The 23,445-nt window shown below is 55.5% G+C and carries 13 protein-coding genes; 7 read left to right on the top strand and 6 right to left on the bottom strand.

Features of this window, described 5'->3' with window-relative positions:
- Positions 1-1,191: 1,191 nt before the first annotated feature.
- Both WJU16_RS23745 and smc read right to left on the bottom strand, forming a co-directional pair.
- On the bottom strand, positions 1,192-2,655 hold the full coding sequence (locus WJU16_RS23745) for an MFS transporter (RefSeq protein ID WP_341835843.1): 1,464 nt from the start codon (positions 2,653-2,655) through the stop codon (positions 1,192-1,194).
- A 122-nt stretch (positions 2,656-2,777) separates the two neighbouring features.
- Positions 2,778-6,308: a chromosome segregation protein SMC gene (smc, locus tag WJU16_RS23740; protein ID WP_341835842.1), complete on the bottom strand. Its 3,531-nt coding sequence runs from the start codon at positions 6,306-6,308 to the stop codon at positions 2,778-2,780.
- A 374-nt stretch (positions 6,309-6,682) separates the two neighbouring features.
- Between smc and WJU16_RS23735 the strand changes: the two genes are divergently transcribed.
- Entirely contained in the window at positions 6,683-8,914 is a 2,232-nt protein-coding gene (locus WJU16_RS23735; RefSeq protein ID WP_341835841.1) for an FUSC family membrane protein, read from the top strand.
- A gap of 4 nt (positions 8,915-8,918) precedes the next feature.
- Here WJU16_RS23735 and bshC read toward each other — a convergent pair whose 3' ends face one another.
- Positions 8,919-10,535: a bacillithiol biosynthesis cysteine-adding enzyme BshC gene (bshC, locus tag WJU16_RS23730; protein WP_341835840.1), complete on the bottom strand. Its 1,617-nt coding sequence runs from the start codon at positions 10,533-10,535 to the stop codon at positions 8,919-8,921.
- 200 nt (positions 10,536-10,735) lie between these two features.
- Here bshC and WJU16_RS23725 point away from each other — a divergent pair, with 200 nt between their 5' ends.
- Together WJU16_RS23725 and WJU16_RS23720 are read left to right on the top strand one after the other, a co-directional pair.
- Positions 10,736-13,018 carry a glycosyltransferase gene (locus WJU16_RS23725; RefSeq protein WP_341835839.1) on the top strand — a complete coding sequence of 761 codons (2,283 nt, stop codon included), beginning with the start codon at positions 10,736-10,738 and terminating at the stop codon, positions 13,016-13,018.
- A 49-nt stretch (positions 13,019-13,067) separates the two neighbouring features.
- Positions 13,068-14,063, top strand: coding sequence for a glycosyltransferase family 4 protein (locus WJU16_RS23720; RefSeq protein WP_341835838.1), 996 nt, complete (start codon positions 13,068-13,070; stop codon positions 14,061-14,063).
- Between the two features lie 4 nt (positions 14,064-14,067).
- Here the strand turns inward: WJU16_RS23720 and WJU16_RS23715 are convergent, their stop codons facing one another.
- From WJU16_RS23715 to WJU16_RS23705, 3 genes are read right to left on the bottom strand one after another with little or no spacing between them, the layout of a single operon-like run.
- Positions 14,068-15,531 (bottom strand): glycoside hydrolase family 130 protein, encoded by a 1,464-nt coding sequence (locus WJU16_RS23715; RefSeq protein WP_341835837.1) that lies wholly within the window; start codon positions 15,529-15,531, stop codon positions 14,068-14,070.
- A gap of 33 nt (positions 15,532-15,564) precedes the next feature.
- Positions 15,565-16,836 carry a glucose-1-phosphate adenylyltransferase gene (locus tag WJU16_RS23710; RefSeq protein WP_341835836.1) on the bottom strand — a complete coding sequence of 424 codons (1,272 nt, stop codon included), beginning with the start codon at positions 16,834-16,836 and terminating at the stop codon, positions 15,565-15,567.
- A gap of 10 nt (positions 16,837-16,846) precedes the next feature.
- Positions 16,847-18,268: a glycogen synthase gene (locus WJU16_RS23705; RefSeq protein WP_341835835.1), complete on the bottom strand. Its 1,422-nt coding sequence runs from the start codon at positions 18,266-18,268 to the stop codon at positions 16,847-16,849.
- A 692-nt stretch (positions 18,269-18,960) separates the two neighbouring features.
- Between WJU16_RS23705 and WJU16_RS23700 the strand changes: the two genes are divergently transcribed.
- The 4 genes from WJU16_RS23700 to WJU16_RS23685 all read left to right on the top strand — a co-directional run bounded on the left by WJU16_RS23700 (position 18,961) and on the right by WJU16_RS23685 (position 23,410).
- On the top strand, positions 18,961-19,473 hold the full coding sequence (locus WJU16_RS23700; protein WP_341835834.1) for a DinB family protein: 513 nt from the start codon (positions 18,961-18,963) through the stop codon (positions 19,471-19,473).
- Positions 19,474-19,510: 37 nt separating this feature from the next.
- Positions 19,511-20,416 (top strand): DUF72 domain-containing protein, encoded by a 906-nt coding sequence (locus WJU16_RS23695; protein ID WP_341835833.1) that lies wholly within the window; start codon positions 19,511-19,513, stop codon positions 20,414-20,416.
- 73 nt (positions 20,417-20,489) lie between these two features.
- Positions 20,490-23,186 carry an FAD-linked oxidase C-terminal domain-containing protein gene (locus WJU16_RS23690; RefSeq protein WP_341835832.1) on the top strand — a complete coding sequence of 899 codons (2,697 nt, stop codon included), beginning with the start codon at positions 20,490-20,492 and terminating at the stop codon, positions 23,184-23,186.
- Complete coding sequence (locus WJU16_RS23685; RefSeq protein WP_341835831.1) at positions 23,183-23,410, top strand: hypothetical protein; 228 nt, start codon at positions 23,183-23,185, stop codon at positions 23,408-23,410. Before WJU16_RS23690 ends, WJU16_RS23685 begins: the two co-directional genes overlap by 4 nt.
- Positions 23,411-23,445 lie beyond the last annotated feature (35 nt).

Here is a 23,445-nt window from a genome sequence, read left to right as displayed (position 1 = left end):
CGGCATAGGCTTGTTTGCCCCGTACGAAATAACCGCTGTCGCGCAGCACGTTGCGTTTGATGAGGTTGGCGGAAGGCTCCGCCACAAAGGCGTTGCCGTTGAATCCTTCTCCGAATAACGGATCGCGGTAAATCACCGGTCCGCAGGCCGCGGTGAAGTTCACGAGGCGAAGGCTGTCGTCGAGCACGCCTTTCATGTACCCGCGGTTCACGCCCGGCGTGGGGCGGATGGGGTACGTTCGGTTATCGGGGACAATATTTTCATCGAACCCTTCTACGCGGCGCTGGTTGGGATTATGGCTGCCGAGGCCCGGGGAGAAGTAATCGCCGAGCAGGTTTTCGGAGTTGTTGTTATAGTAAAGCCGGCCCTGGTCGTCTTGCGTGATGCCCCATTGCCCGCGGAAGTGGGTGTCTTCCTTTTTCCATTTTCCTTTTTCGAAACGATAGCGTTTGGACGATTTGGCGGAGTAGATCCAGTTGTCCATGGCGCGGAGGAGACCGTTGGGCTGGTGTTCCACGTTGCCGCCTTCGGTGTAGCCGGAATCGACGAGGGTTTTGCGGCCGGGTTTATCGTTGATGATTTCGACGAACCACAGGCGCGGGGGCTCAGCTACGAGCAGACCATTATTAATGATGGCAAGGGCGCGGGGGAGCACGAGCGAGTCGAGGAAAACGGTGCGGGTATCGGCGGTACCGTCGCCGTTGGTGTCTTCGAGGATAACGATCTTCCCGTTAGGCGCGTCTTCCCCGGTGCCCGCGGTATCGGGCATGTAGCCGGTCATCTCCGCCACCCACATGCGGCCGCGATGGTCGAACGTCATGGCGACGGGCACGATGACCTGGGGCTCTGCCGCTACTACCTGGGCCGTAAACCCGTTTTCGAGCCGGAACGTTTCAAGCGATTGTTGTGCCGTAAGCACGGGGCTTTCCGCGAACGCAGCGCGCATGGCGAGCGAGTCCGCTTTGCCGGGTTTGCCCGCTTGCTGGCAGGCCGATATGCCCGAAAGGGCAAGAAATCCGCAGAAATATGTCCAAATCCTGGTGTTAAAGCCTGCCGTCATGCGTGGAAATCGATTGTAATTAGCCGAAAATATACAAATCCTTGTCCGATAGTCAAAAAATTGCGGAGGCTAAAATACGGCGTGAAGGGGCAAAAACGATGTAAATAGGGATCAGCGGCCGGAATCATCCATCAGAAAAACCGGCGGCGGAACACGTCCCGGATATGGGAATAGCCGTTCATCAGGCTGCCGATCACGAACAGGTCCTTCAGGTTGTTCCGCACGGTACTGCGCATGATCCGCACCACCACATCCTTCTCCACCTCCCCTTTCTCCTTCACCTTCCCCAACAGGTTTACCGCGACGAGCGCCAGCAACGCGCCGATCAGGAAAAGGAAATTCCAGTCCTGCAGTTCAATGATATGCAGGGATTTGGTCCAACGGGGCCCGCCCCATTCCGCGTCCACCTTCAGATGGCGGCCGGTGAAGTAATCGGCCAGTAAACCGCCGGCCAGCGGCGCCAGGGCGGAAAAGATCGCGGTAACGATGTTCTTGGCGGAGAGATAGATGATCGCGTCGGCCGTAGGCGCGAGTTTCAGGCCGATATTCGTTAAGCTGAGATTGATCCCCGCGTTCGATAATCCCATCATGATATGAATGACGGACAGCAACAACAGGTTCGGCCACATAAAACTCCAGATCCCCACAAAGCACCAGGCGAGCAGGCAAATAATGTAGATTGGCGCTCCGATGGCGATGATGGTCTTGTTGCTGTACCGGTCCGCGAATTTCCCCCAAATACGGATCGTGAGGATGCTGCTCACCTGGCTCAGGATCGTAAATCCGATGATGTACGACAGCGGCAGGTTCATGCTTTTCATCATAAACACATTAAAGAACGGCATCGCGATGTTGACCGCAAACACCCAGGCGGAGTTGAAAACCAGCAACCGCCTGAAGTTGGCGTCGCGCAACGGGCGGCGGAGCATCACGAACAGATTTTCCCGCGGCATGATCTTCTTCGGCTCCGGCGTAGCCGCCAGCATCGCAGAACCAATTATGCCCGATGTACCCGCCAGCACAAACATCGCCCCGTAACTCTGCAGCTCCCATTCCGGATGATTGTCTTTCACAAAATCGAGCCCCAACGCCAGCAACAGGCTCAAGACCACGTTTAGCGTCTGCATAAACGCGCTGCGCCGCCCGAAGAAAGCGCCCAGCCGGTTGTCGGGGATCAGGTCTTTCATCCAGGAATTCCAACTGGCGCCCGCGATGGCGCCCGATAAGTAGTAGAAGAAAAGTACCGGGATCAGTAATTCAAGCGAAAGAAAACCGGGGAATAATATCGGCACCAGCCCCACCAGGATGAGCGGAAACCGCGCCAGCAAAGAACAATAAACTGTAATGGCGCGCCGGTTATTGAATTGCCGCACGAGCCAGACGGATATCAGCTGGAATACGTTCACCATCGTCGGCAAAGCGGCGATCAGCCCCAATTGCAGGTTATTCGCATCCATCAGGATGGCCATGGCGATGATGAAGGCCCCACCCGTCAGCGTCGTCATCGCTTCCGAAAACAACCCGTCCCATACTACCCGCTTCAGGCCTTTGTCTGCTTCCTGTACCGTCAATTCGTCTTTCGGCTGTAAGTTCATGTACCCGGTTTGGGGTTGCTGCACAATCTTTGTGCCGGATACTGCTGTTTAACGGGCTGATAATAAACGGCAACAGGCGCCCCGGGAAGAGGCGCCTGTTGTTTATCAAAAGTAATGCTTTATTAATTGAGGCTGCGGAAGTCTACAGGCACCAGTTTGCTCACGCCGGGCTCCTGCATGGTAACGCCGTAGATCACGTCTACCGCGGCCATCGTTTGCTTGTTGTGCGTTACAATGATGAACTGCGAGTTGTCGGAGAACTTGCGGATCATGTTGGTGAATTTGCCAACGTTGGCGTCATCGAGCGGCGCGTCCACCTCATCAAGGATACAGAACGGCGCTGGCTTGATGAGGTAAATGGCGAACAGAAGCGCCGTGGCGGTCAGGGTCTTCTCTCCTCCCGACAACTGCGTGATCGCGGCGGGACGTTTCCCTTTCGGCTTGGCGATGATCTCGATGCCGGTATCCGCCAGGTTGGTGGGGTCGTTCAGGATCATGTCACATTGGTCTTCTTCGGTAAACAACGCCTTGAACACGCGGATGAAGTTCTCCTTCACCTGGTTGAACGTGTCGAGGAACTTCTGGTTGGCCGTAGACTCCACTTCCTGGATGGTCGCCATCAGCGATTCCTTGGCGCTCACCAGGTCGTTCTTCTGCTCGAGGATGAACTCGTAGCGCTTCTTCATTTCCGTATACGCCTCGATGGCCGTGGGGTTGATCTCGCCCATGTTCTCCAGCCGTTTCTTCAGCCTTTCGGCGTTGGCTTGCAGGTCTTCTACAGATTGCGTGCCGGTGCGGTCTTCGTCGAGGATTTCGTCGAGGTTGACTTTAAACTCCACGCTCAGGCGCTCCTTCATGGAAGCGAGCTGGAGCTTCAGTTCGTTCACCTTATCCTTGATCTGGTTGAGCTGCTGGTCGAGCAGGTCGCGCGTTTTCTGCTTGGAGCGTAGAATGCTTTCCAGTTCCTGGAGGTGGTTACGGAAATTATAGTATTCCTGGTCTTTTTCGTTAACGGCTTTTTCTTCTTCTTCGCGGCGGCGGAACAGTTCCACCAGGCCGTCTTCCGAAGTGCTGAGGCGGTCTTCCGCGGCGGCGATGTTGCCGGCGGTGTCTTCCAGCTGTTTGCGGTTGCTTTCGATCTGCGTGTGCAGGTCGGTGAGCTGTTTGCGCTTGAATTCCAGTTCCTGTTTGAGGGCCTGCACCTTGCTTTGCTGGCGTGTGTGCTGGAGGTTCTGGTTATTGAACTGGACGTTCGCCTGGTTGAATTGCTGCTCGGCTTCCTGGCTGGCTTTTTCTGCGGCGGCGATATTGTCCTGCAGGCTGTGGACGCGGTCGTTCAGTCCATCCAGCTCTTCGCGGACGGAAGAAATCGACTGTTCGTTGGACGCGAGGGAGGCTTCCATTTCAGCGAGGCGCTTATTGCCCGTTTCGATGAGGTGATGGAAGTTTTCGATGCGGTTTTGGAGGCCGAACAATTGGTTGTTGAGTTGATTCACGCGCTCGCGGGCGGCGTTGATCTTGTTTTCGTTCAGCTGGCTGTTATAACCGAGCACTTCATCGTGCTTGGCCTGGAGCTGTGCCTTGAGGCTGCCGACGGTGGTCTCCAGGTCGCGGATCTCGGCGTCGAGCTTTTCGAGGTTCTTGGCGCGGCCGAGTTTCTTGCCTTCAAACAAACCAACGGAACCGCCGTTCATGCTGTACTTCCCGCGGTGCATGCGGCCCGACTTCTCGGTGATGAGCACGTCCTGCTCGGGCAGCTCGCTGAAGTTGATCGCGGTGAGGTCTTCGGCTACGAATACTTTCGCCAGCAGGTAATTACCCAGTCCTTTGTATTTCTCTTCGATCTCCACCACTTCCAGCGCGGGAATGGTGCCGGGAGGCGTGAAGAGGCCACCGGCCTGGTGGTTGAACTGGTCGAGGATGAAGAAGTTGGCCTTGCCCTTCTTGTTGCCGTCGAGCAGGCGGATGGCCTGAACGGCTTCTTCGGCGTTGTTCACCACGTAATAGTTCAGATACGGCTCCAGCAGGTTTTCTATGCAGGTGCGGTAATCTTCCTTACAAAAGAATATATCGGAAAGGATGGGCGCTTTGTTATTCCATTCGTTGTTCTTTTTGAGGAACTTGATGGATTCGGGATAGCCTTCCAGGCTGTCGACCAGCGATTTGAGCAGGTCGTATTCGTTCTTTTTGGAATCGAGTTTCCGGTTTTCGTCGACCAGCTTGTCGCGCAGCCCTTCGATTTCGCCTTGCGTAGCGAGGATCTTGCCTTTTGTCTCTTCCTGGAACGCGATCATGTCTTCCAGTTCTTCTTTGGAAGTCTGGAGGTTGTCCTGCAGTGTGGTTTTTTCTTCTTCCAGCTGCTGGATCTGTACTTCGCGGTTCGCCTTTTCTTCCTGGAGCTGCTGGATGCCGCGCTGCAGGTTCTGGACGGAGGTATCTGCCACCGCTACTTTCTTTTCCGCTTCGAACTGCTGGCGTTGCCATTGTTGCTGGTCGCGGCGGAGGTTTTCGAGGTGGAGTTTTTTCTCGGAGAAGTGATCTTTTTTCTCGTCCACCATTTCCTGGAGGGTTTCCAGCTCGTCCTGCATGGATTCGAATACTTCGGCCTCGTCGGTCACCTGCGTTTCGGTGAAGGAGATGGATTCGGTGAGCCCGTTGAGCTGTCCTTCCGCGTTGCTGAGGAAATCGGTGATGCCTTTTTCCCTTTCGCGGAGGTAGGTTAGTTGCTGGGAGGCGAGGTTTTTATCGTTTTCCTTCGTCCGGATGGTGGATACGAGTTCGTTGAAGGAGCGTTGCAGGACCTGGAGCTCGCGTTCTTTGGCCACGAAATGGAGCTTGTCCTGTTCCACGGCGGCTTCGTCGGTGGAGATTTCGGCTTCGATGGCGAATTTCCGGTCGGTTTCCTGCTGCTGTTGCTCGGTGAGGTCGCGGAAGGTGATGTTGAAGCCTTCGAGGGCGGCTTTGGCGAGCTCGATGCTGGCTTCTTTATAGTCCTTTTTGATCTCGTAATAGCGTTCGGCTTTGCGGGCCTGGCTTTCGAGGGTCTTGAGGTTGTTGTTGATTTCGAAGAGGAGGTCTTCGATCCTGTTGAGGTCGCCTTCGGTGGCGTCCAGTTTGGATTTGGCCTCTTTCTTACGGGTTTTGTAGATGGAGATGCCGGCGGCTTGCTCCAGCATGCGGCGGCGGGAGTTTTCCTTGTCCTTAATGATATCGTCTACCATCCCCAGCTCGATGATGGCGTAGGAGTCGGTGGACACGCCGGTGTCGAGGAAGAGGTTATGGATATCTTTGAGGCGGCAGGCTACGTCGTTGAGGCGGTATTCGGAGTCGCCGTTTTTGTAGAATTTGCGGGTGATCGTAACCGTGGTGAATTCGGTGGGCAGTACGTTCTTGTTGTTCTCGAAGGTCAGGCTCACTTCGGCCATGCCGCTGGCGGAACGGGTACGGGAGCCGTTGAAGACGAGGCCGGACTGGTTTTCTGAACGGAGGTTGGAGATCTTGTGTTCGCCGATCACCCAGCGGATGGAGTCGATGATATTACTCTTTCCGCAGCCGTTTGGGCCGATAACACCAGTCACGCCTTCGTCGAAATGCAGAACGGTTTTATCCGCAAAACTTTTGAAACCCTTGATCTCTAATGTTTTTAAACGCACATTTGTCGGATTACGAATTACGAAAGATGGTGCAGTAGCCCCCTGGAACCGGGTTCCCGAAACATTCCTGCGCCATGAATTGGCCGCCAAAGATAATCGAATTCCGCTGATTACAGCACGAAGGGGTTGCCAGCCGTGGCGGCGGTTTTCAGATATGGCAAACCGGGGCTTCGATCACACTTCAGTAAGTTAATCGCAAACCCGATAATGTGGATAAGGAATTTATACACACCTGGGGATAATTTATACACCCGAATTGTAAACAATATCTACTATCTTACTGAAAACGAACAAAATACACTCATAAAACGAAGAGAGCCCGGCATGCCCGTTTACCGGGGCGGATGCCGGCTTTATTCGTAATTTTGCCCGCAATGCAAGAACGTTGGATCAAAGAAACGAAAGCCTTTATTTTCAGTTACCATTTCAGCAACGGACTGCGCACTACGCTGAGCGTGGTGGTTCCTTCCCTTATTTTCGGCCTGAGCGGTCATCTGGCCACGGGTATCGCCATATCGATGGGCGCTTTGTGCACGGCGCTCGCCGATGTGCCGGGGACTATCATCCATAAGCGCAACGGCCTCATTATCAGCACTATCCTCATCTTCCTGACGGCCCTGGGCACGGGGCTCCTCCTGCCCTATACCCTTCCCCTCACCATCTGGGTGGGCCTTTGCAGCTTTTTTTACAGTATGCTGCTTATCTACGGCAACCGCGGCGGCAACATCGGCGTAGGGGGCCTGCTCGTCATGGTCTCCGTTATGGCGGAAAACCTCACCTGGCAACAGGCCATCCACGTTTCCCTGTACACCCTCAGCGGATCCATCTGGTACGCCCTCCTCGCCCTGCTCCTCTGGCAGATCCGTCCGTACCTCACCGTGCAGCAAACGCTCGGCGACTGCATCCAGCAGACCGCGAAGTATCTCCGCCTGCGAGCCGACTTCTACCGCCCCGAAAAAGATATTACCACTACTTACCGGGACGTACTCGCCCAGCAGGTGATCGTCAACGAAAAAATGGAAGCCGTGCGCGAGTTGCTACTCAAAATGCGGTCGGCCCAGCAAGGCACGACCTCCATTTCCAAGAGCATGGTGCTCATTTTCCTCGACCTGGTCGACATGCACGAGCAGTTCATGGCCTCCCAGATCGACTATACTTCCCTCCAAAAGCAATTCGCCGGCACCCGGGTAATCGGGCAGCTACAACATACGATCGTCCAGTATGCCGATGAACTCGACAATATCGGCATCGCCGTGTCGGCGGGGCTACGCTCCTTCCCGCAGGTCAACCTGAAACTGGAACTGGAAAAAGCCCGCCGCGCGTTCAAAGCCTACCAGGCCTCACTGCCCACGCTCCGTGAACGGGCGGACCTCATCCCCTTCGATGGTATTTTCGACAACCTGGAGCACATCGCCCAGCGGCTCTACAACCTCCACCGCCTTACCCGCCTCGAAAGAGCCAAGGAAGCGTCGTTCGACCACCAGCTGGAATTGGCCAAGTTTACCACGCGGCAGCGGTACGACGTCGAAACTTTCCGCAACAACCTGACTTTCAATTCCCACATCTTCCGCCACGCCTTACGGACCGCGCTGGCGATGATGACGGGCTTTTTGCTGGGGTACCTGTTACACCTGAGCAAAACCTATTGGATCCTGCTGACCATCATGGTGATCATGAAACCCGGTTTCAGCCTCACCAAAACCCGGAGCTTCCAGCGGATCATCGGCACGCTGATCGGCGCGTTCTGTGCGGCGGGCATCCTCTGGCTCACGAAAAACGACGCGGTCATCTTTTCGATCATGCTCATTTGCATCCTTGGCGCCTACAGCTTCCAGACGTACCATTACGTGACCAGCGTGGTGTTCATGACGCCATTCATCGTATTCCTCCTGCATTTCCTCCACCCGGCGGATTTCGAAAACGTGACCCAGCGCGTGCTGGATACCGTGATCGGCGGCGGGATCGCCTTCCTTTTCAATTATATCTTCTGGCCCAGCTGGGAATACCGCTTCCTGCCCGATTACATGATTAAAACTATGGAAGCCAACCGGCAATATTTGCAGGAAGTGACGAACCTCTACACCGGCCGGCCTTTCAGCCTGATCGCGTATAAACTGGCGCGCAAAGATGTGCACGTGACCACCGCCAACCTCACTTCCGCCTTCCAGCGGATGCTGTCGGAGCCCAAAAGCAAGCAAAAACACGGCTCGCAGCTGTATCACTTCGTAGTATTAAGCCATTCGCTGTCGAGCCATATCGCGCAGCTATCGGGGTATGCCTTGCAGCACCGGTTGCAATACCAGCGCCCGGAATACAAGGATATCCTATTGTTTCTCAATACGTTGATGGACCAGGTAGCGCAATATGTGAATTCGGGCAACTGGGGGAATGATCCCGCCGTGCCTTCCGCCTTCCATTCGTTGGAAGACCGCCTCACGCAGCTCATTACCGTGCGGCAGGAACAGATCAATCAAGGCCAGGGGCAAACGGGGGAGCGCGCGGAAATGCTGGAGATCAAGCACGTGCGCGACCAGCTCCAGGCGTTGTATACCGTCCTGAAAGACATGAAAAAGGCCGCGATACACGCGGCCGAGATTACAGATTAATGTTTTAGGAAAGCTCCGTTACGATGATGAACTGATCCGTGAGGGGGATGCAGAACTGCAGGATGTGGTCGAAGAACGCCGGCCCGTATTCCGCATAGTACGGCAGGAAGTTTTCCTTCCGCTCCTGCAGTGAGTTGCCGGGGAAGAGGCGGTCTTTCACCGTTTGGATCTGCTCCGTTTGCCAGGCGAACTTTTTCTTCTCCGCCCGCAGGAATTTATGCTCCATTTTACCGATGGATTTAATCGCCCGGGAGCGTTCGGCGTTCACGCTTGCGATGAGCGTGACATCTATCTCTTTCGCTTTTACTTCCAGTTCGTTGAACAGCTTTTCCACGGCCGCGTACTCGTCGCGCAGCACGAGGCTGGCGTTCGTATGCGCGTGCACGAATTTGCTCAGGAGCAGGCCCGTGTCTTCGAATAGCGCGTCGGGGCTGAGGCCAAGCTTGCCCAGGCGCATATGCTCCTCGCGGCGCACCCACAGGAAAGAGTTGCGCAACAGGATCGCGGGATAGGGAACTTTATGGTATTGGAAAAGATCTTTCAGCTCTAACCAGTACGCCACCTCGCCGCCGCCGCCGATAAAAGCGATGTTGGGCAGGATGGTTTCCTGCAGGATGCCGCGTAAGATTACATTGGGACTGAAACGTTCCGGATGCGCCTCCAGTTCGTTCAGCAATTCGTCGCGCGTAAAGGACAATGCTGTGTGTAGAACTTTCCACAATTCCCCATCCATGACAATCCTTTCACGCTTGTTATCGATCAGGTAAAAAAGATTTATTTCCCTGGGCGTGGCCTGTACTTTGAAATGGGCTGACAGTTTGTCGATCGTTTTGGATACGACTTTCTCGGAACTTTGCTCCAGCAGCTCGTCTTTCATCACGGGAATAAGCTGCCGTTTGAAGTTCGGATGGTCGGGGATCAGTACCACGAGTCCATAACAGCCGAACAGGTCATTGACGAGGCTGAGGGTCGCCTGCTGGATGTCGGGCTGTTCGAGGTAGGCTTTTCGGAGCATTTCCAGGATTTGCGGGGCATGCGGGAGGTAGCCGATGCTGTCGCCGATCTTGTTGATCATATCTTCCAGCCCTTCCGTGCGCATGCGCCCTACGGCGCCGGTCTGGTCTGTTTGCCAGGTGAGTTTTTTCCCGTCGAGGAAGATGGAGCCCAGCTCATCAAGGTCGGCGTCTTCGCTGCCCATATAATAAACGGGAACGAAGTGCTTGCCGGGGTACTGGCGGGCGAGGTCCTGCGTGAGCTTGATGGTTTGCAGGATTTTATAAACGAAGTATAAATAACCGGTAAATATATTGGGTTGATGCGCAGTACAGACGGTGAAAGTATTGGTGGCCTGCAGGAGCCCGATATTGGCGCGGACTTCTTCCCGGATCTCCAGGTGCGCGTATTGCTGATAGAGGGTTTCCGCCAGGATGTCGCGCCGGAGAGGCTGCCCCTCCTTCACTTTCATGGCCATATCGAAGTCCGGCGCCACAGGGTTGTAGGCGTAGAAATCCCGCAGCGGCGGCTGTCCGGATAGGAAATTGGCGATGATGGGACTGAAATAACCTGTCTCTGCAATCGGTATCGTATGGAAAGCTATGCCTGGATTGATATGTTGGATCACTGATTCTTCATTTTGAGGACACGAATTTACGTCAATTACGCTTTACGAATCTACACATTTCCCAACTGCCATTTCTGCCACTTATCACAAATGCCAAACACGCTACACATTGTGGCACAACAATCTGGCGCTGAATTTGTAAAATCTATGTTAACCCAGACAGGAATTCTACACATAGCATTTAAAAAATCAATTATCTTATGAAGATTGCATATATAGCCTCGTATTACCCCCGTGAGTGCGGAATCGCGACATTTACAGAACATCTGATCAAGGCCATGCAGTGCCAGGATGCGGCGCCCGAAGTTTGCGTCATTGCCATGAACGACGAAGGACAGGTATATGAATATCCTCCGGAAGTCACATTTACCGTGCGGCAGCAGCATATGCAGGATTATCTCGACGCAGCGGATTGGGTCAATGAAAACCAGGTTGATATGGTGGTGGTGCAGCATGAATTCGGCATTTTCGGCGGCGAAAGCGGGATTTTCCTGCTGCCGTTTCTGAACAGGCTGAAGGTGCCCTTCGTTACAACTTTCCATACGGTGTTGAAAGAGCCTTCGTTCCTGCAGAAGAGCATTGTCCGCGAAATATCGCGGCAGGCGTCACGCGTGATCGTGATGAGCCGGCTGGCGATTTCGTTTTTGGAAGATATATATGCAGTTCCTTCCGACAAGATTTCCCTCATCCCCCATGGTGTTCCCGATTTCGAGAAGCTGTCGATCAGCGCCGATGTGGTACCTGCAGCACTGCGCGACCGCAAGGTGATTTTCACCTTCGGGCTCCTGAGCCGCAACAAGGGTATCGAGACGGTAATCAATGCATTGCCGCAGGTAATTGAGCGGCATCCGGATGTGGTGTATGTGGTGGCGGGTAAAACGCACCCGGCCGTGTTGCGGGGTTCGGGGGAAGAATATCGCCAGAGCCTGCAACAACTTGTGGAGAACCTGGGGATCGCCGGCCACGTGCATTTCCTCGATTCGTTCCTGTCAGAAAACGATCTTTTCGCCTGGCTCACCCGCAGCCAGATATATGTTACGCCTTACCTCAGTGAAGCGCAGATTACCAGCGGCACCCTAACATACGCCCTGGGCGCAGGCGCCGCCGTGCTGTCTACGCCTTACTGGTACGCCAGTGAGTTGCTGGCCAACGGCCGCGGGAAGCTGTTCGGCTTCGGGCAACACGAAACCCTCGGGCAGATGATCCTCTCCCTGTTCGACGAGCCCGCCAAACTGGAAACCCTCCGTGAAAACGCCCTCTCCTACGGCCGCGAGCTGCAATGGAGCAGGATGGGCGGCCGGTACCTCCAGCTGGCCGGAAAAATCCTCAGTACTCCCCGCGCCGCAACAATGGCCGGGCCCCTCCCCGATTCCTCCGCGCTCCCGCCCCTCAACCTTACCCATATCCGCAGGCTGACCGACGATACCGGTATCGTACAGCACGCCAAATACGGCATTCCCAACCTGAAAGAAGGATATTGTGTCGACGATAACGCCCGTGCGCTCATGATGACGCTCATGGCCCAGCAATACCGCAAAGGGAAGGAAGGGCCGGAATTGCTCCCTATCTACCTCAGCTTTATCCATTATATGCAAACGCCCGACGGCAATTTCCGCAACTTCCTCAGCTTCAGCCGCCAGTACCTCGACGAGGTAGGCTCCGAGGATTCGTTCGGCCGCACCGTCTGGGCCCTGGGATATCTCATCCGTTTCGCCCCCAACAACTCCTACCGCGAATTCGCCTACGAACTGTACCACCGCTCCATCCAGCACTTCGACGCGCTGGCGCACCTGCGCGGACGGGCGAACAGTGTCATAGGCGTTTGCCACTATATTCTGCAACATCCTGCCGATGAAGGAATGGTCCATATCCTCGAACGGCTGGTGCAACCGCTGATCGACGCCTGGGAACGCAATTCCACGAGCGACTGGCGCTGGTTTGAGAAATCGATGACGTACGATAACGGCATCCTTCCCCTTGCCTTGCTCCACGCCGCGGAAGCAACCGGCAACGAAAAATGGCGGGCCATTGCATTGGACAGCCTATCCTTCCTGGAAAACCTCACCATGGCACATGGTTATTTTTCGCCCGTGGGCAACAACGGATGGCATTGCGAAGGCGGCGCCTGTCCCCTGTTCGACCAGCAGGCGATCGAAACCATGGCCATGGTACTTATGTATCAGCAGGCCCATACGCTCACCGGCGATACCGATTATTTGCGTAAAATGTACACCTGTTACCAGTGGTTCCTCGGCGAAAACGTGCTCCGCATCCCATTGTACGACCACGAAACCCACGGCTGCTGCGATGGCTTGTCCGCCGCGGGGCTTAACCGGAACCAGGGCGCCGAATCCACGCTCGCGTATTTTATTTCACATTTAGCCGTTTTACAAAGCTGCGAAGCAATCCCAAAACCGGAAAAAAACGTTCGTACTACTATTATCACTACAAACACCACAAACGTTATCAGTAAAATCGGTTAACACAAATGAAAATCGCGATCCTTTCTCCCGTGGCCTGGCGCACGCCCCCGTGCATTACGGACCCTGGGAACAGATTGCGTCCAACGTCACGGAAGGACTTGTCCGCCGTGGCCTGGACGTAACCCTGTTTGCCACCGCCAATTCCATTACCAACGCAAAACTCAAAGCAGTTTGCGAAAAAGGTTATGAAGAAGATTACAGTCTCGACGCCAAAGTCCAGGAATGTATGCATATCAGCATGCTGATGGAAGAGGCAGACAAGTTTGACATCATCCACAATCATTTCGACTTCCACCCGCTCACCTACAGCCGGCTGATCCCCCCGCCGATGGTGACCACGATCCACGGGTTTTCGTCGGAAAAGATCGTCCCGGTATTTGAGTTGTACAACGACATCGGGCATTACGTGGCCATCAGTGATTCCAACCGGCATCCGGACCTGCAATACGCGGCCACGGTGTACAACGGCATTAACCCGGAGCATTTCGATTTCAAGGAAACCCCGGGTGATTATCTCTTGTTTTTCGGCCGGATCCATCCGCACAAGGGTACGCACGACGCCATCGCCATTGCGCAGCGGACGGGCATGCGGCTCATCATTGCGGGGATCATCCAGCACAAGGAGTATTTTAAGGAGCAGGTGGAACCGCATATCGACGGCGACCGCATCCAGTACGTGGGGCCCGCCGGGCCGGAAGAGCGCCGGCGCCTTCTGGGAAATGCCTTCGCGCTGTTGCATTGCATTCACTTCGATGAGCCTTTCGGCATGAGTGTGGCGGAATCCATGATGTGCGGCACCCCCGTGATCGCATACAACAGGGGGTCCATGCCCGAGCTTATCCGCGCGGGCGAAACGGGGTTCCTCGTGCGGGATGTGGACGAAGCCGCGGCTTCCGTGGCAGACATCACTTCCCTCGACAGGCGGCAATGCCGCCAGTGGGCGGAGTCACGGTTTAGTGTAGACAGAATGGTGGATGATTACATCCAGGTGTACAAGCAGGTGTTGGAAAAAACGCCCCCGTATGAACCGAGGGCGCGTATGTAATAAGTTATCCTTCTTTTACTCTTTGCAGGAGATCTTTCAGATGAACGGTCGCGAAGGTGGACGCGTAATCCGATAATCCATACGGTATCAGCAGCTCCTCGTTGTGAATGAGGGCGCCGCAGCTGTAAAGGACGTTGGGCACGTACCCTTCGCGTTCGTCTTTATTGGGAATTATGAGCGGTTCGCGGAGGCGGCCGATCTCGATTTTGGGATCCTCCAGGTCGAGCAGCGTTGCTCCGAGGCAATACGTGCGCATGGGCCCCACGCCGTGGGTGATCACAAGCCAGCCTTCCGCCGTTTCTATCGGCGATCCGCAATTCCCGATCTGGACGAATTCCCAGGGGTATTTCGGGGTTTGCAGGATCTCGGGGTTCTCCCAGATATTGATTTTGTCGGAATACATGATGTAATTGTTGATGCCGTCGATGCGCGACATCATCGCATACTTCCCTTTGATCTTCCGCGGAAACAGCGCCAGGTTCTTGTTCTGCGCGCCTTCGCCGTACAGCGGCATGATCTTGAAATGATAAAAATCCCGTGTTTGCAACAGCTTCGGCTGGATGGTGATGCCGTCGAACGCGGTGTAGGTGGCGTAATACGTAACGCCACTCTTGTCACCCGTGTATTTCACGAACCGCGCGTCTTCTATACCCCTGCTTTCCGCGTCTGAATACGGAAAAATCACCCGGTCCGAGATATCGGTATCCAACGAAAAATTGATTTCATAATAACTGTCTGCCAGCCACAGCAGCCTTTCCAGCCCGCGTTTCAGCAGGTGATCCACCTGGTAGCGCTGTTGCATTTCGCGGATGACCTTCTTCAATCCCACATAATCGAATGTATCGGGCAGCGAGCCGGCCACTTCGCGGAGCACGGAATCGGGCAGGCTGATGGAAACGGCATTCTGGAAAAAAATCTGTTTGTGGTAGATGGTGTTGCGGATGATATCCGGTTCGTCCACATAATTCCCCGCCGGGATGATGGTCACGTTGTTCTCACGGTCCACAATCGCCTGCCGGAACACGATGGACGAAACGTGCCCCTCGCCTACGGCCCTGAAGCTCAGCACCACGCGTTTCTCTCCTTCTTCCAGGTTGCTCTGGTCGGGGTCTTCGACGATGGAAGGATTGAAAAACGCGGCCGATTCGATGGAAAACTCATTGGTGAAATAGGAACCGATGAGCAGTTTCCGCTTCATGGGAATTTTATCGAAATCCAGGCCCAGCGCCTGGATGAGGGGCTTCACCTTTTCGGCGTGCCTTTCGAATATCCGGGTAATATTCCGGTGGCGGCGCGAAAACTCGCGAAGCAGCGGAATGACCGACCGCTCCACATCATCGTCCGACATCTCGGTGACTTTCAGAATTATCCCCTTCGCCCGGGCGTCTCCGTTAAAGAAGAACCGGGCCACCACGCGTTTGAGGTCCGGTGTGATTTTGGCCTTTTGCCTTTCTATGGGTATGCGCATATGCCTGTTTTTTTAAGCCTTGCGCCCGGCGGATCAACATTGGAAGCCGTCGGGCAGCACCGCTCCTTTCTTCACAACAACGATGCCATCCTTTACCGTATACTTCTCGAAATCACCGTCTTCGAGATGCTTCCCGCCATTGATCCGCACGTCGTTGCCGATGCAGGCGTTCTTGTCGATAATGGCATTGTTGATATAACAGCGGTCGCCAATACCGATGGGCGGGCGGCCTGCCGCCTTCGCCTGGTTGATCTCGTCCAGCGTCTGGTATTTATCGTTCCCCATCAGGTAGGCATTGCTGATGGTGGTACCTTTCCCGATGCGGGTACGGATGCCCACCACGCAGCGCTCCAGGCGGCTGGCGTTGATGATGCAGCCGTCGGCGATCACCGTTTTCTCCAGCGTAGTCCCCGAAATCTTGGCGGGCGGCAACATGCGCGCGCGGGAGAAGATCGTTTTGGCGTCGTCGAAAAGATTGAACTGGGGGATGTCGTCCGTCAGTTCAAGATTCGCTTCGAAAAAGGATGAGATATTCCCGATATCGGTCCAGTAACCTTCATATTGATAACTCAGCACCTTACGCTCGCCGATGGAATTAGGGATGATTTCCTTCCCGAAATCGGTAGCGTCCGGCTGGTTGTGCAGCAAGTCGTACAATAACCCTTTATTGAAAATGTAAATCCCCATCGACGCGAGGTAATTCCGCCCGGCGCGCTCCATGTCAGGACCGGTATCGGAGGTCCAGTCGGGCAGCAGCTCTTTTTTGGGTTTTTCGATGAAGGAGGTAATGAAATTTTCCTCATCGGTTTTGAGGATGCCGAATTCCGTGGCTTCCCTTGCGTGTACGGGAATGGTGGCGATGGAAATATCGGCGCCTTTTTCGATGTGATTGCGGATCATCTCCCGGAAATCCATCTGGTAGAGCTGGTCGCCCGAGAGGATGAGGATGTATTTGTAATCGTAATTCTCCAGGTGGCGGATGGTTTGCCGCACCGCGTCGGCCGTACCCTGGAACCAGGTAGGGTTGTCGGGCGTTTGCTCCGCCGCCAGGATATCCACGAACGCCTTGCTGAAATGGCTGAAATGGTAGGTGTTCTTGATATGCTGGTTCAGCGACGCGGAATTGAACTGCGTGAGCACGAAAATGCGGTGCAGATCTGCGTTGAGGCAGTTGGAAATGGGAATATCTACGAGCCGGTACTTGCCGGCTACCGGCACAGCGGGTTTGGAGCGGCTGCGGGTGAGGGGATAGAGGCGCGTTCCGGCGCCTCCGCCAAGGATGATTGAGATCACTTCGTTAGACATAACGTACGGTTTATGTGAGGCTGGTATAAAGGTCCATATACTGACGGGCGGCTTTGTTCCAGGAATGATCCTGTTGCATGCCCGCTTTCCTGATTTTATTGAAAGTTGTTTTGGTACTGTACAGCTCCAGCGCCCGCCCGATGGCGTGGTGCAGATCGCTGCCCGTTGGCTGGAAAAACCGGACGCCGGTGCCGCCTTCGTCCCCGAAGTCGGTGACGGTATCGCGGAGGCCGCCGGTGGAACGCACGATCGGGATGGATCCGTAACGCATGGCGTACATCTGGTTCAGGCCGCAGGGCTCCACGCGCGAAGGCATCAGCAGGAAATCCGCTCCGGCGTACAGGCGATGGCTCAGCGCTTCGTTATAACCGATGTACACGCCAAAGTGTTCACCGTTTACATGCCGCGCCTGTTGCATGCGCCATTCGATGTGCGCGTCGCCGCTGCCGAGAATGAGGCAGTTGAACGCTCCCGCGTGGTCGTAGAGCGCGCGCCCCACGGCATCGGGGATAAGATCGGCGCCCTTATCGCCCACCAGCCGCCCGATAAAAACGAACAGCGGCAGCTCTTTTTTAAATCCGTATTCTTCACAGATGCTTTCCTTATTCGCTTTCTTGCCTTTGGTAACATCTTTTATGCCATAGTTCGCGGGCAACATGGGGTCCGTCGACGGGTTCCAAACATCGTCGTCAATCCCGTTGAGAATCCCCCGAGCCTTGGACCTTTCCGCGTTCAGCAATCCTTCCAGCCCGTTGGCGGCGTGGTATAGCTCTTCCATGTAACTCGGCGAAACCGTATTGATCCGCCACGCGCATTTAATGGCTGAAGCCAGCGGGTTGATCGCGCCATTCCAGTCGAGCAGGCCGCTTTTCCACAAGTCGAAAGAAGGGATGAGGTAAAGTTTGTCCCACCCGAACTGCCCCTGGTATTGAGCGTTGTGGATGGTCAGCACCGTAGGTATATCTTTCAGCCCGCTGTATTTCCGCCCGTATTTGAGCAGAAACGGGATGAGGCCGGTATGATGGTCGTGGCAATGCACCACATCGGGCTGATGCTGCCATTCGCTGAGCCAGTCGAGCACCGCCACCTGGAACGCCAGGAAGCGCTCGGTATCGTTGGCGTAGCCGTAGACGTTGGGCGTATCGAGCAGGCCGGGGATATCGACCTGGTAGAAATCGAACCCCAGCGCGTTGGCGTTTTCTTTCCAGATATTGAAATGGTACCAGTCATGCCCCAGCCAGAGCCCGCCCTGGTGCACAAGCTCGAACTGGTATTTCCCGCTTTCGCGGAAAGCGTTCCGGTACGCCGGGATCACCACCTTGGCGATAGCCCCTTCCTGGAACTGGTATTTGGGGAGTGCGCCCACTACATCCGCCAGGCCGCCTACTTTGGCGGCCGGGTAGCATTCCGCGCTGACGTGCAATATTTCCATACTGATTATAATTTAATCCGGAAAGTCCAGATTACAAAGGAATCGTGTATAAAAAAATGATTTTCAGGAAAGTTTGTACATCACCCCAAAAAACTATCCACACAGCCCGCCTTTTTTATCCCGAAAAAAATTACCGGCGCATACATGCATTATATTCTGCGCCAACCACCATTAACCGCTTTACTGCATGCCCATCGCGATACCATCCTGCGCGGAAAGCCATAAATTCCTGCAAACATTGCACGGCTCCCGGCAATATCTGCCCGACGCAAAAAGCCATTTGCTGTAAAAGAATCCAGGTAAACATAGCACGGCTGATCCGGAACGAGACGCCGCCGCATATACTGACAATGAAAAACTACATTTGCAACGGCCACCACCGGTATTTTCCGGGTTTAATGTACCGGAAGCCTACCTTAACGGCCAATTGGCCCCTGGCTCGAATCCCATCGGCATGCAGCTCCACCGGCCTCCAGCCAGACGCCGGAACCATCACTCCACCTATATCCAACAATATGAACTTCTGCTTTTGCATATGCCAACTATTATATCATCATTTTTCTACAAGTCTTTCATCGAAACGACGACAGGTTAAAAATCCGTAAATTAACATCTCCGGACTTTCCGTCAGCCAGCTTTCGTCCATCGTTCTGGCACAGAATTTAGTCCGTTCACTTTTAAAATCCTATTTTATGCTCTTACAATCCTTACGCGCAGAGTTCGAACAGGAAGTAAAAAGCACCCGGAAGCTGCTGGAAGCCGTTCCTGCAAAGGACATCGACTTCAAGCCCTCCCCCGTTTCCTGGACCATGGGCGAGCTTGCCCAGCACATTGCCACCATTTATTATTGGTACGTGGGCACCCTCACCAAATCGGTCTACGACCTCACGGCCGACCACATCGAACGCGGCGCTCCGTCCGACATCGCGGCCACGCTTGAGCTATTCGAGAAAAACGTGGCGCTGGCCCGCCAGGCGCTGGCTTCCACCACCGAAGAAAGCCTCCAGGAAAACTGGACCATGAAAGCCGGCGGCCAAACCGTACTCGGCCCCATGCCCCGCGGCGCCGTAGCCCGCGGTTTCCTCTTCAACCACATCTACCACCACCGCGGCGAAATGATCGTCTACCTCCGCTCCACCGGCAACAAAGTTCCCGGCCTCTACGGGCCTACCTACGAGCAAAGCCAGGCGCAGAAAGGGGGATAACAGCCTCCATTTCCCCCGAAAGCCCTATTTTGCAGGCATGAAATTCGGACAGATCGACGCGGCCCTGCTGGCCGACACCGACTTCAAACTTCCCGCCGAACCCGTCTTCAACCAGGGCGCACTGACCGGCAAGCCGTTCCCGAAACCGGTCATCCGGCTCGGCTGCACCACCTGGAACCGCAAAGACTGGGTGGGCGACATTTTCCCGAAAGGCACCCGCGAAAAGGACTTCCTCACGGAATACGCCCGTTCCTTCGCCAGCGTGGAACTGAACGCCACGCATTATAAAATTTATGGGCCTGATACCATCGCCGGCTGGGCCGAAAAGGTAAAGAACCCCGATTTCCGGTTCTGCCCCAAAGTACCGCAGTCTATCAGCCATTACAGCAACCTCGTGAACGCCCGCGAAAGCACCACAGCCTTCCTGGAGGGCGTGCTGGCTTTTGGCGACATGCTGGGCCCCATTTTCCTGCAGGTAGGTGAAAACTTCGGGCCCTCGCGCAAAGACCAGCTGTTTACATACCTGGCCTCCCTGCCCACCGACCTCCGTTTTTTCGTGGAACTGCGGCACCCCGACTGGTTCGCCGATCCCCACCATAGCCAGGAGCTGTACGCCACCCTCCGCAGACTCAACACCGGGCTGATCATCAGCGACACCGCCGGCCGGCGCGACGTGGTGCACATGCACCTGCCGGTGCCCCGCGCCATGGTGCGTTTTGTCGGCAACAGCCTTCACCCTTCCGATTACCAGCGGGCCGACGACTGGGTCAACCGCCTGCACTTCTGGCTGGAAAACGGGCTGGAAGAGGCGTATTTCTTCATCCACCAGCATAACGACGACGGCATTCCCGCGCTGGCCAACTACTTCGCCGGAAAACTGGAAGGCTTCCCCGGGCTGGAGATCCGGCGGCCGAAAAGCTTCCGGGAGAATACGCTTTTCTGACAGAACGTACCGCCAAAGCGAATTTGAGACGGCATGCTTTTAATGCTCCGGGCAATGTATTAATTTCGCATTCATGATCAAGCGAGACGAGCTAATACAGCTGGGCCAGGAACTGAAAGGCGAACTGTATACCGACGACACCATGCGGACCCTCTATGCCACGGACGCATCCGCTTACCGCGAAATGCCATTGGCGGTGGCCATCCCCCAGGACGAATCCGATCTCAAGACCCTGATCCGTTTTGCAAGGCAACATAAAACCTCCCTGATCCCCCGCACCGCGGGCACCTCGCTGGCCGGCCAGGTAGTCGGCAACGGCATTATCGCCGACGTGTCCCGGAAATTCACTAAAATATTAGAAATCAATACTGAAGAGCGTTGGGTGCGCGTACAGCCGGGCGTTATCCGCGACGAGCTGAATATGTTCCTCCGCCCCTACGGCTTCTATTTCGGCCCGGAAACCTCCACGGCCAACCGCGCCATGATCGGCGGGATGGTAGGCAATAACTCCTGCGGCTCCAATTCCGTCGTGTATGGCAGCACCCGCGAGCATTTGCTGGAAGTGAAAGCCATCCTCAGCGACGGGTCCGACGCTACATTCGGCACGCTTTCGCCCGACGAGTTCCATGCCCGTTGCGAAGCCAACGACGGCCGGCTGGAAACTGCCCTGTACAAGCAGATCCGGACAATATTGGGGAATGCGGCCAATCAGGCCGAGATCCGCAAGGAATTCCCCAAGCCTGAGATCCTGCGCCGTAACACCGGCTACGCCATCGACCTGCTCCTGGAAACGGCGCCGTTCACCGCCGGGAAGGAAGATTTCAATTTCTGCAAACTGATCGCCGGGTCGGAGGGCACGCTGGCCTTCCTCACCGAGATCAAACTGAACATCGAGCCGCTGCCGCCGAAGGAAACGGGGCTGATGTGCGTGCATTTCAATACGATCGACGAATCCCTGCGCGCAAATATCATCGCCATGCGCCACAAACCCAGCGCCAGCGAGCTGATTGACCACTACATCCTCGAATGCACCAAGGATAACATCGAACAAAGCAAAAACCGCTTCTTCGTGCAGGGCGACCCCGGCGCCATCCTCGTGGTCGAGTTCCTGCGCGATACGCGGGAAGAAATTACCGCCATCGCCGATGTGGTGAAGGCGGAAATGCAGGCGGCCGGACTGGGGTACCACTTCCCCCTTCTTTTCGGAGACGATACGAAAAAGATATGGACCCTCCGCAAAGCGGGGCTCGGCCTGCTCGGCAACCTCCCCGGCGACGAAAAGGCCGTGCCCGTGATCGAGGATACTGCCGTGGCGGTGGAAGACCTTCCCGCCTTTATCGCCGAGTTCAACGAGATCCTGAAAAAATACGAACTCTACGCCGTGCATTACGCACATGCGGGCAGCGGCGAAATCCATCTCCGCCCCATCATCAACCTCAAAACGGTGGAAGGCAACCAGCTGTTCCGCACCATCGCGGAAGAGATTGCCACGCTGGTGAAGAAGTTCAACGGCTCGCTCAGCGGCGAGCATGGCGACGGAAGGCTGCGCGGCGAGTTCATCGCGCAAATGATCGGACCGCGGAATTACGAACTGCTCCGCCAGTTGAAATATACCTGGGACCCGGAAAACATCTTCAACCCGCACAAGATCGTGGACACGCCATCCATGAACTCCATGCTGCGCTACGAGCCCGGCAAAAAAGCGCCGGATATCAAGACGGTGTTCCATTTCCCGGAGCAAACGATCCTCCAGCACGCGGAGCAATGCAACGGCTCGGGCGACTGCCGCAAAACGCACCTCAGCGGCGGCACCATGTGCCCCAGCTACATGGCTACCCGCAACGAAAAAGACACCACGCGCGCCAGGGCCAACATCCTCCGCGAATTCCTCACCAACAGCACGAAAGCGAATAAATTCGACCATAAGGAAATCTACGACGTGCTCGACCTCTGCCTTGCCTGCAAGGGCTGCAAGGGTGAATGCCCCTCAAACGTAGACGTGGCGAAGCTGAAGATGGAATTCCTGCAGCATTATTACGATGCCAACGGCGTTCCGCTGCGCACGCGCATGATCGGCAACTTTACGCGGCTCACGGGCCTGGCCGCCATCGCGCCGGGCGTGTACAACTTCCTCGTGAAGAACAAAGCCACTTCGCAGCTCATCAAAAAGTTCAGCGGCTTCGCGCCCGACCGTTCCATGCCCACTTTGCAAAGCACCACGCTGCGCAAATGGCTTAGGCGCAATCCCGCGCCGGCTCAGGGAGGGAAGAAAGTATACCTGTTCTGCGACGAATTCACGAATTACAACGATACCCATGTAGGCATCAAAGCCGTGCAACTGCTGCGCAGGCTGGGATACGACGTGGTGCCAGTGGACCATCCGGAAAGTGCGAGGGCCTTGCTGTCGAAGGGTTTTCTGCGGCAGGCGAAAGTGTTTGCAGAAAAGAATGTGTCGCTGTTCAGCGGGATCGTTACGGCGGATGCGCCGCTGATCGGCATCGAGCCCAGCGCTATCCTCACTTTCCGCGACGAGTACCCCGACCTGGTGGGCGACGCCCTCCGCGGGCAGGCGAAATCCCTGGCAAAAAACGTGTTCCTCATCGACGAATTCCTGGCATCGGAAGCAGACAAAGGCGCGATCCACAGCGGCATGTTCCGCGCGGCGGACCGCAACATCAAACTGCACGGGCATTGCCAGCAAAAGGCATTGTCGTCGGTGCTGCACAGCAAAAAATCCTCAGTCTCCCCAAAGGCTATACGGTCGACGTGATCCCTTCGGGCTGCTGCGGCATGGCGGGCTCTTTCGGGTATGAGAAAGAACACTTCGAAGTGTCGATGAATATCGGGGAACTGGTATTGTTCCCGGCGGTGCGCAAAGCCGGCGAATCGGCGCTGATCGCGGCGCCCGGCACCAGCTGCCGCCACCAGATCAAAGACGGCACGGGCGCACATGCGTTGCACCCCGTCGAAATCCTGTACGATGCGCTGATGTAAGGCGTTCATGATACTTTTTTAAGCGGAAAGCCGGA

This window comes from Chitinophaga pollutisoli (assembly GCF_038396755.1).
Classification (GTDB): Bacteria; Bacteroidota; Bacteroidia; order Chitinophagales; family Chitinophagaceae; genus Chitinophaga; species Chitinophaga pollutisoli.
The sequence above is the reverse complement of the archived record's forward strand: the minus strand, read 5'-3'. Positions and strand labels throughout refer to the sequence as shown.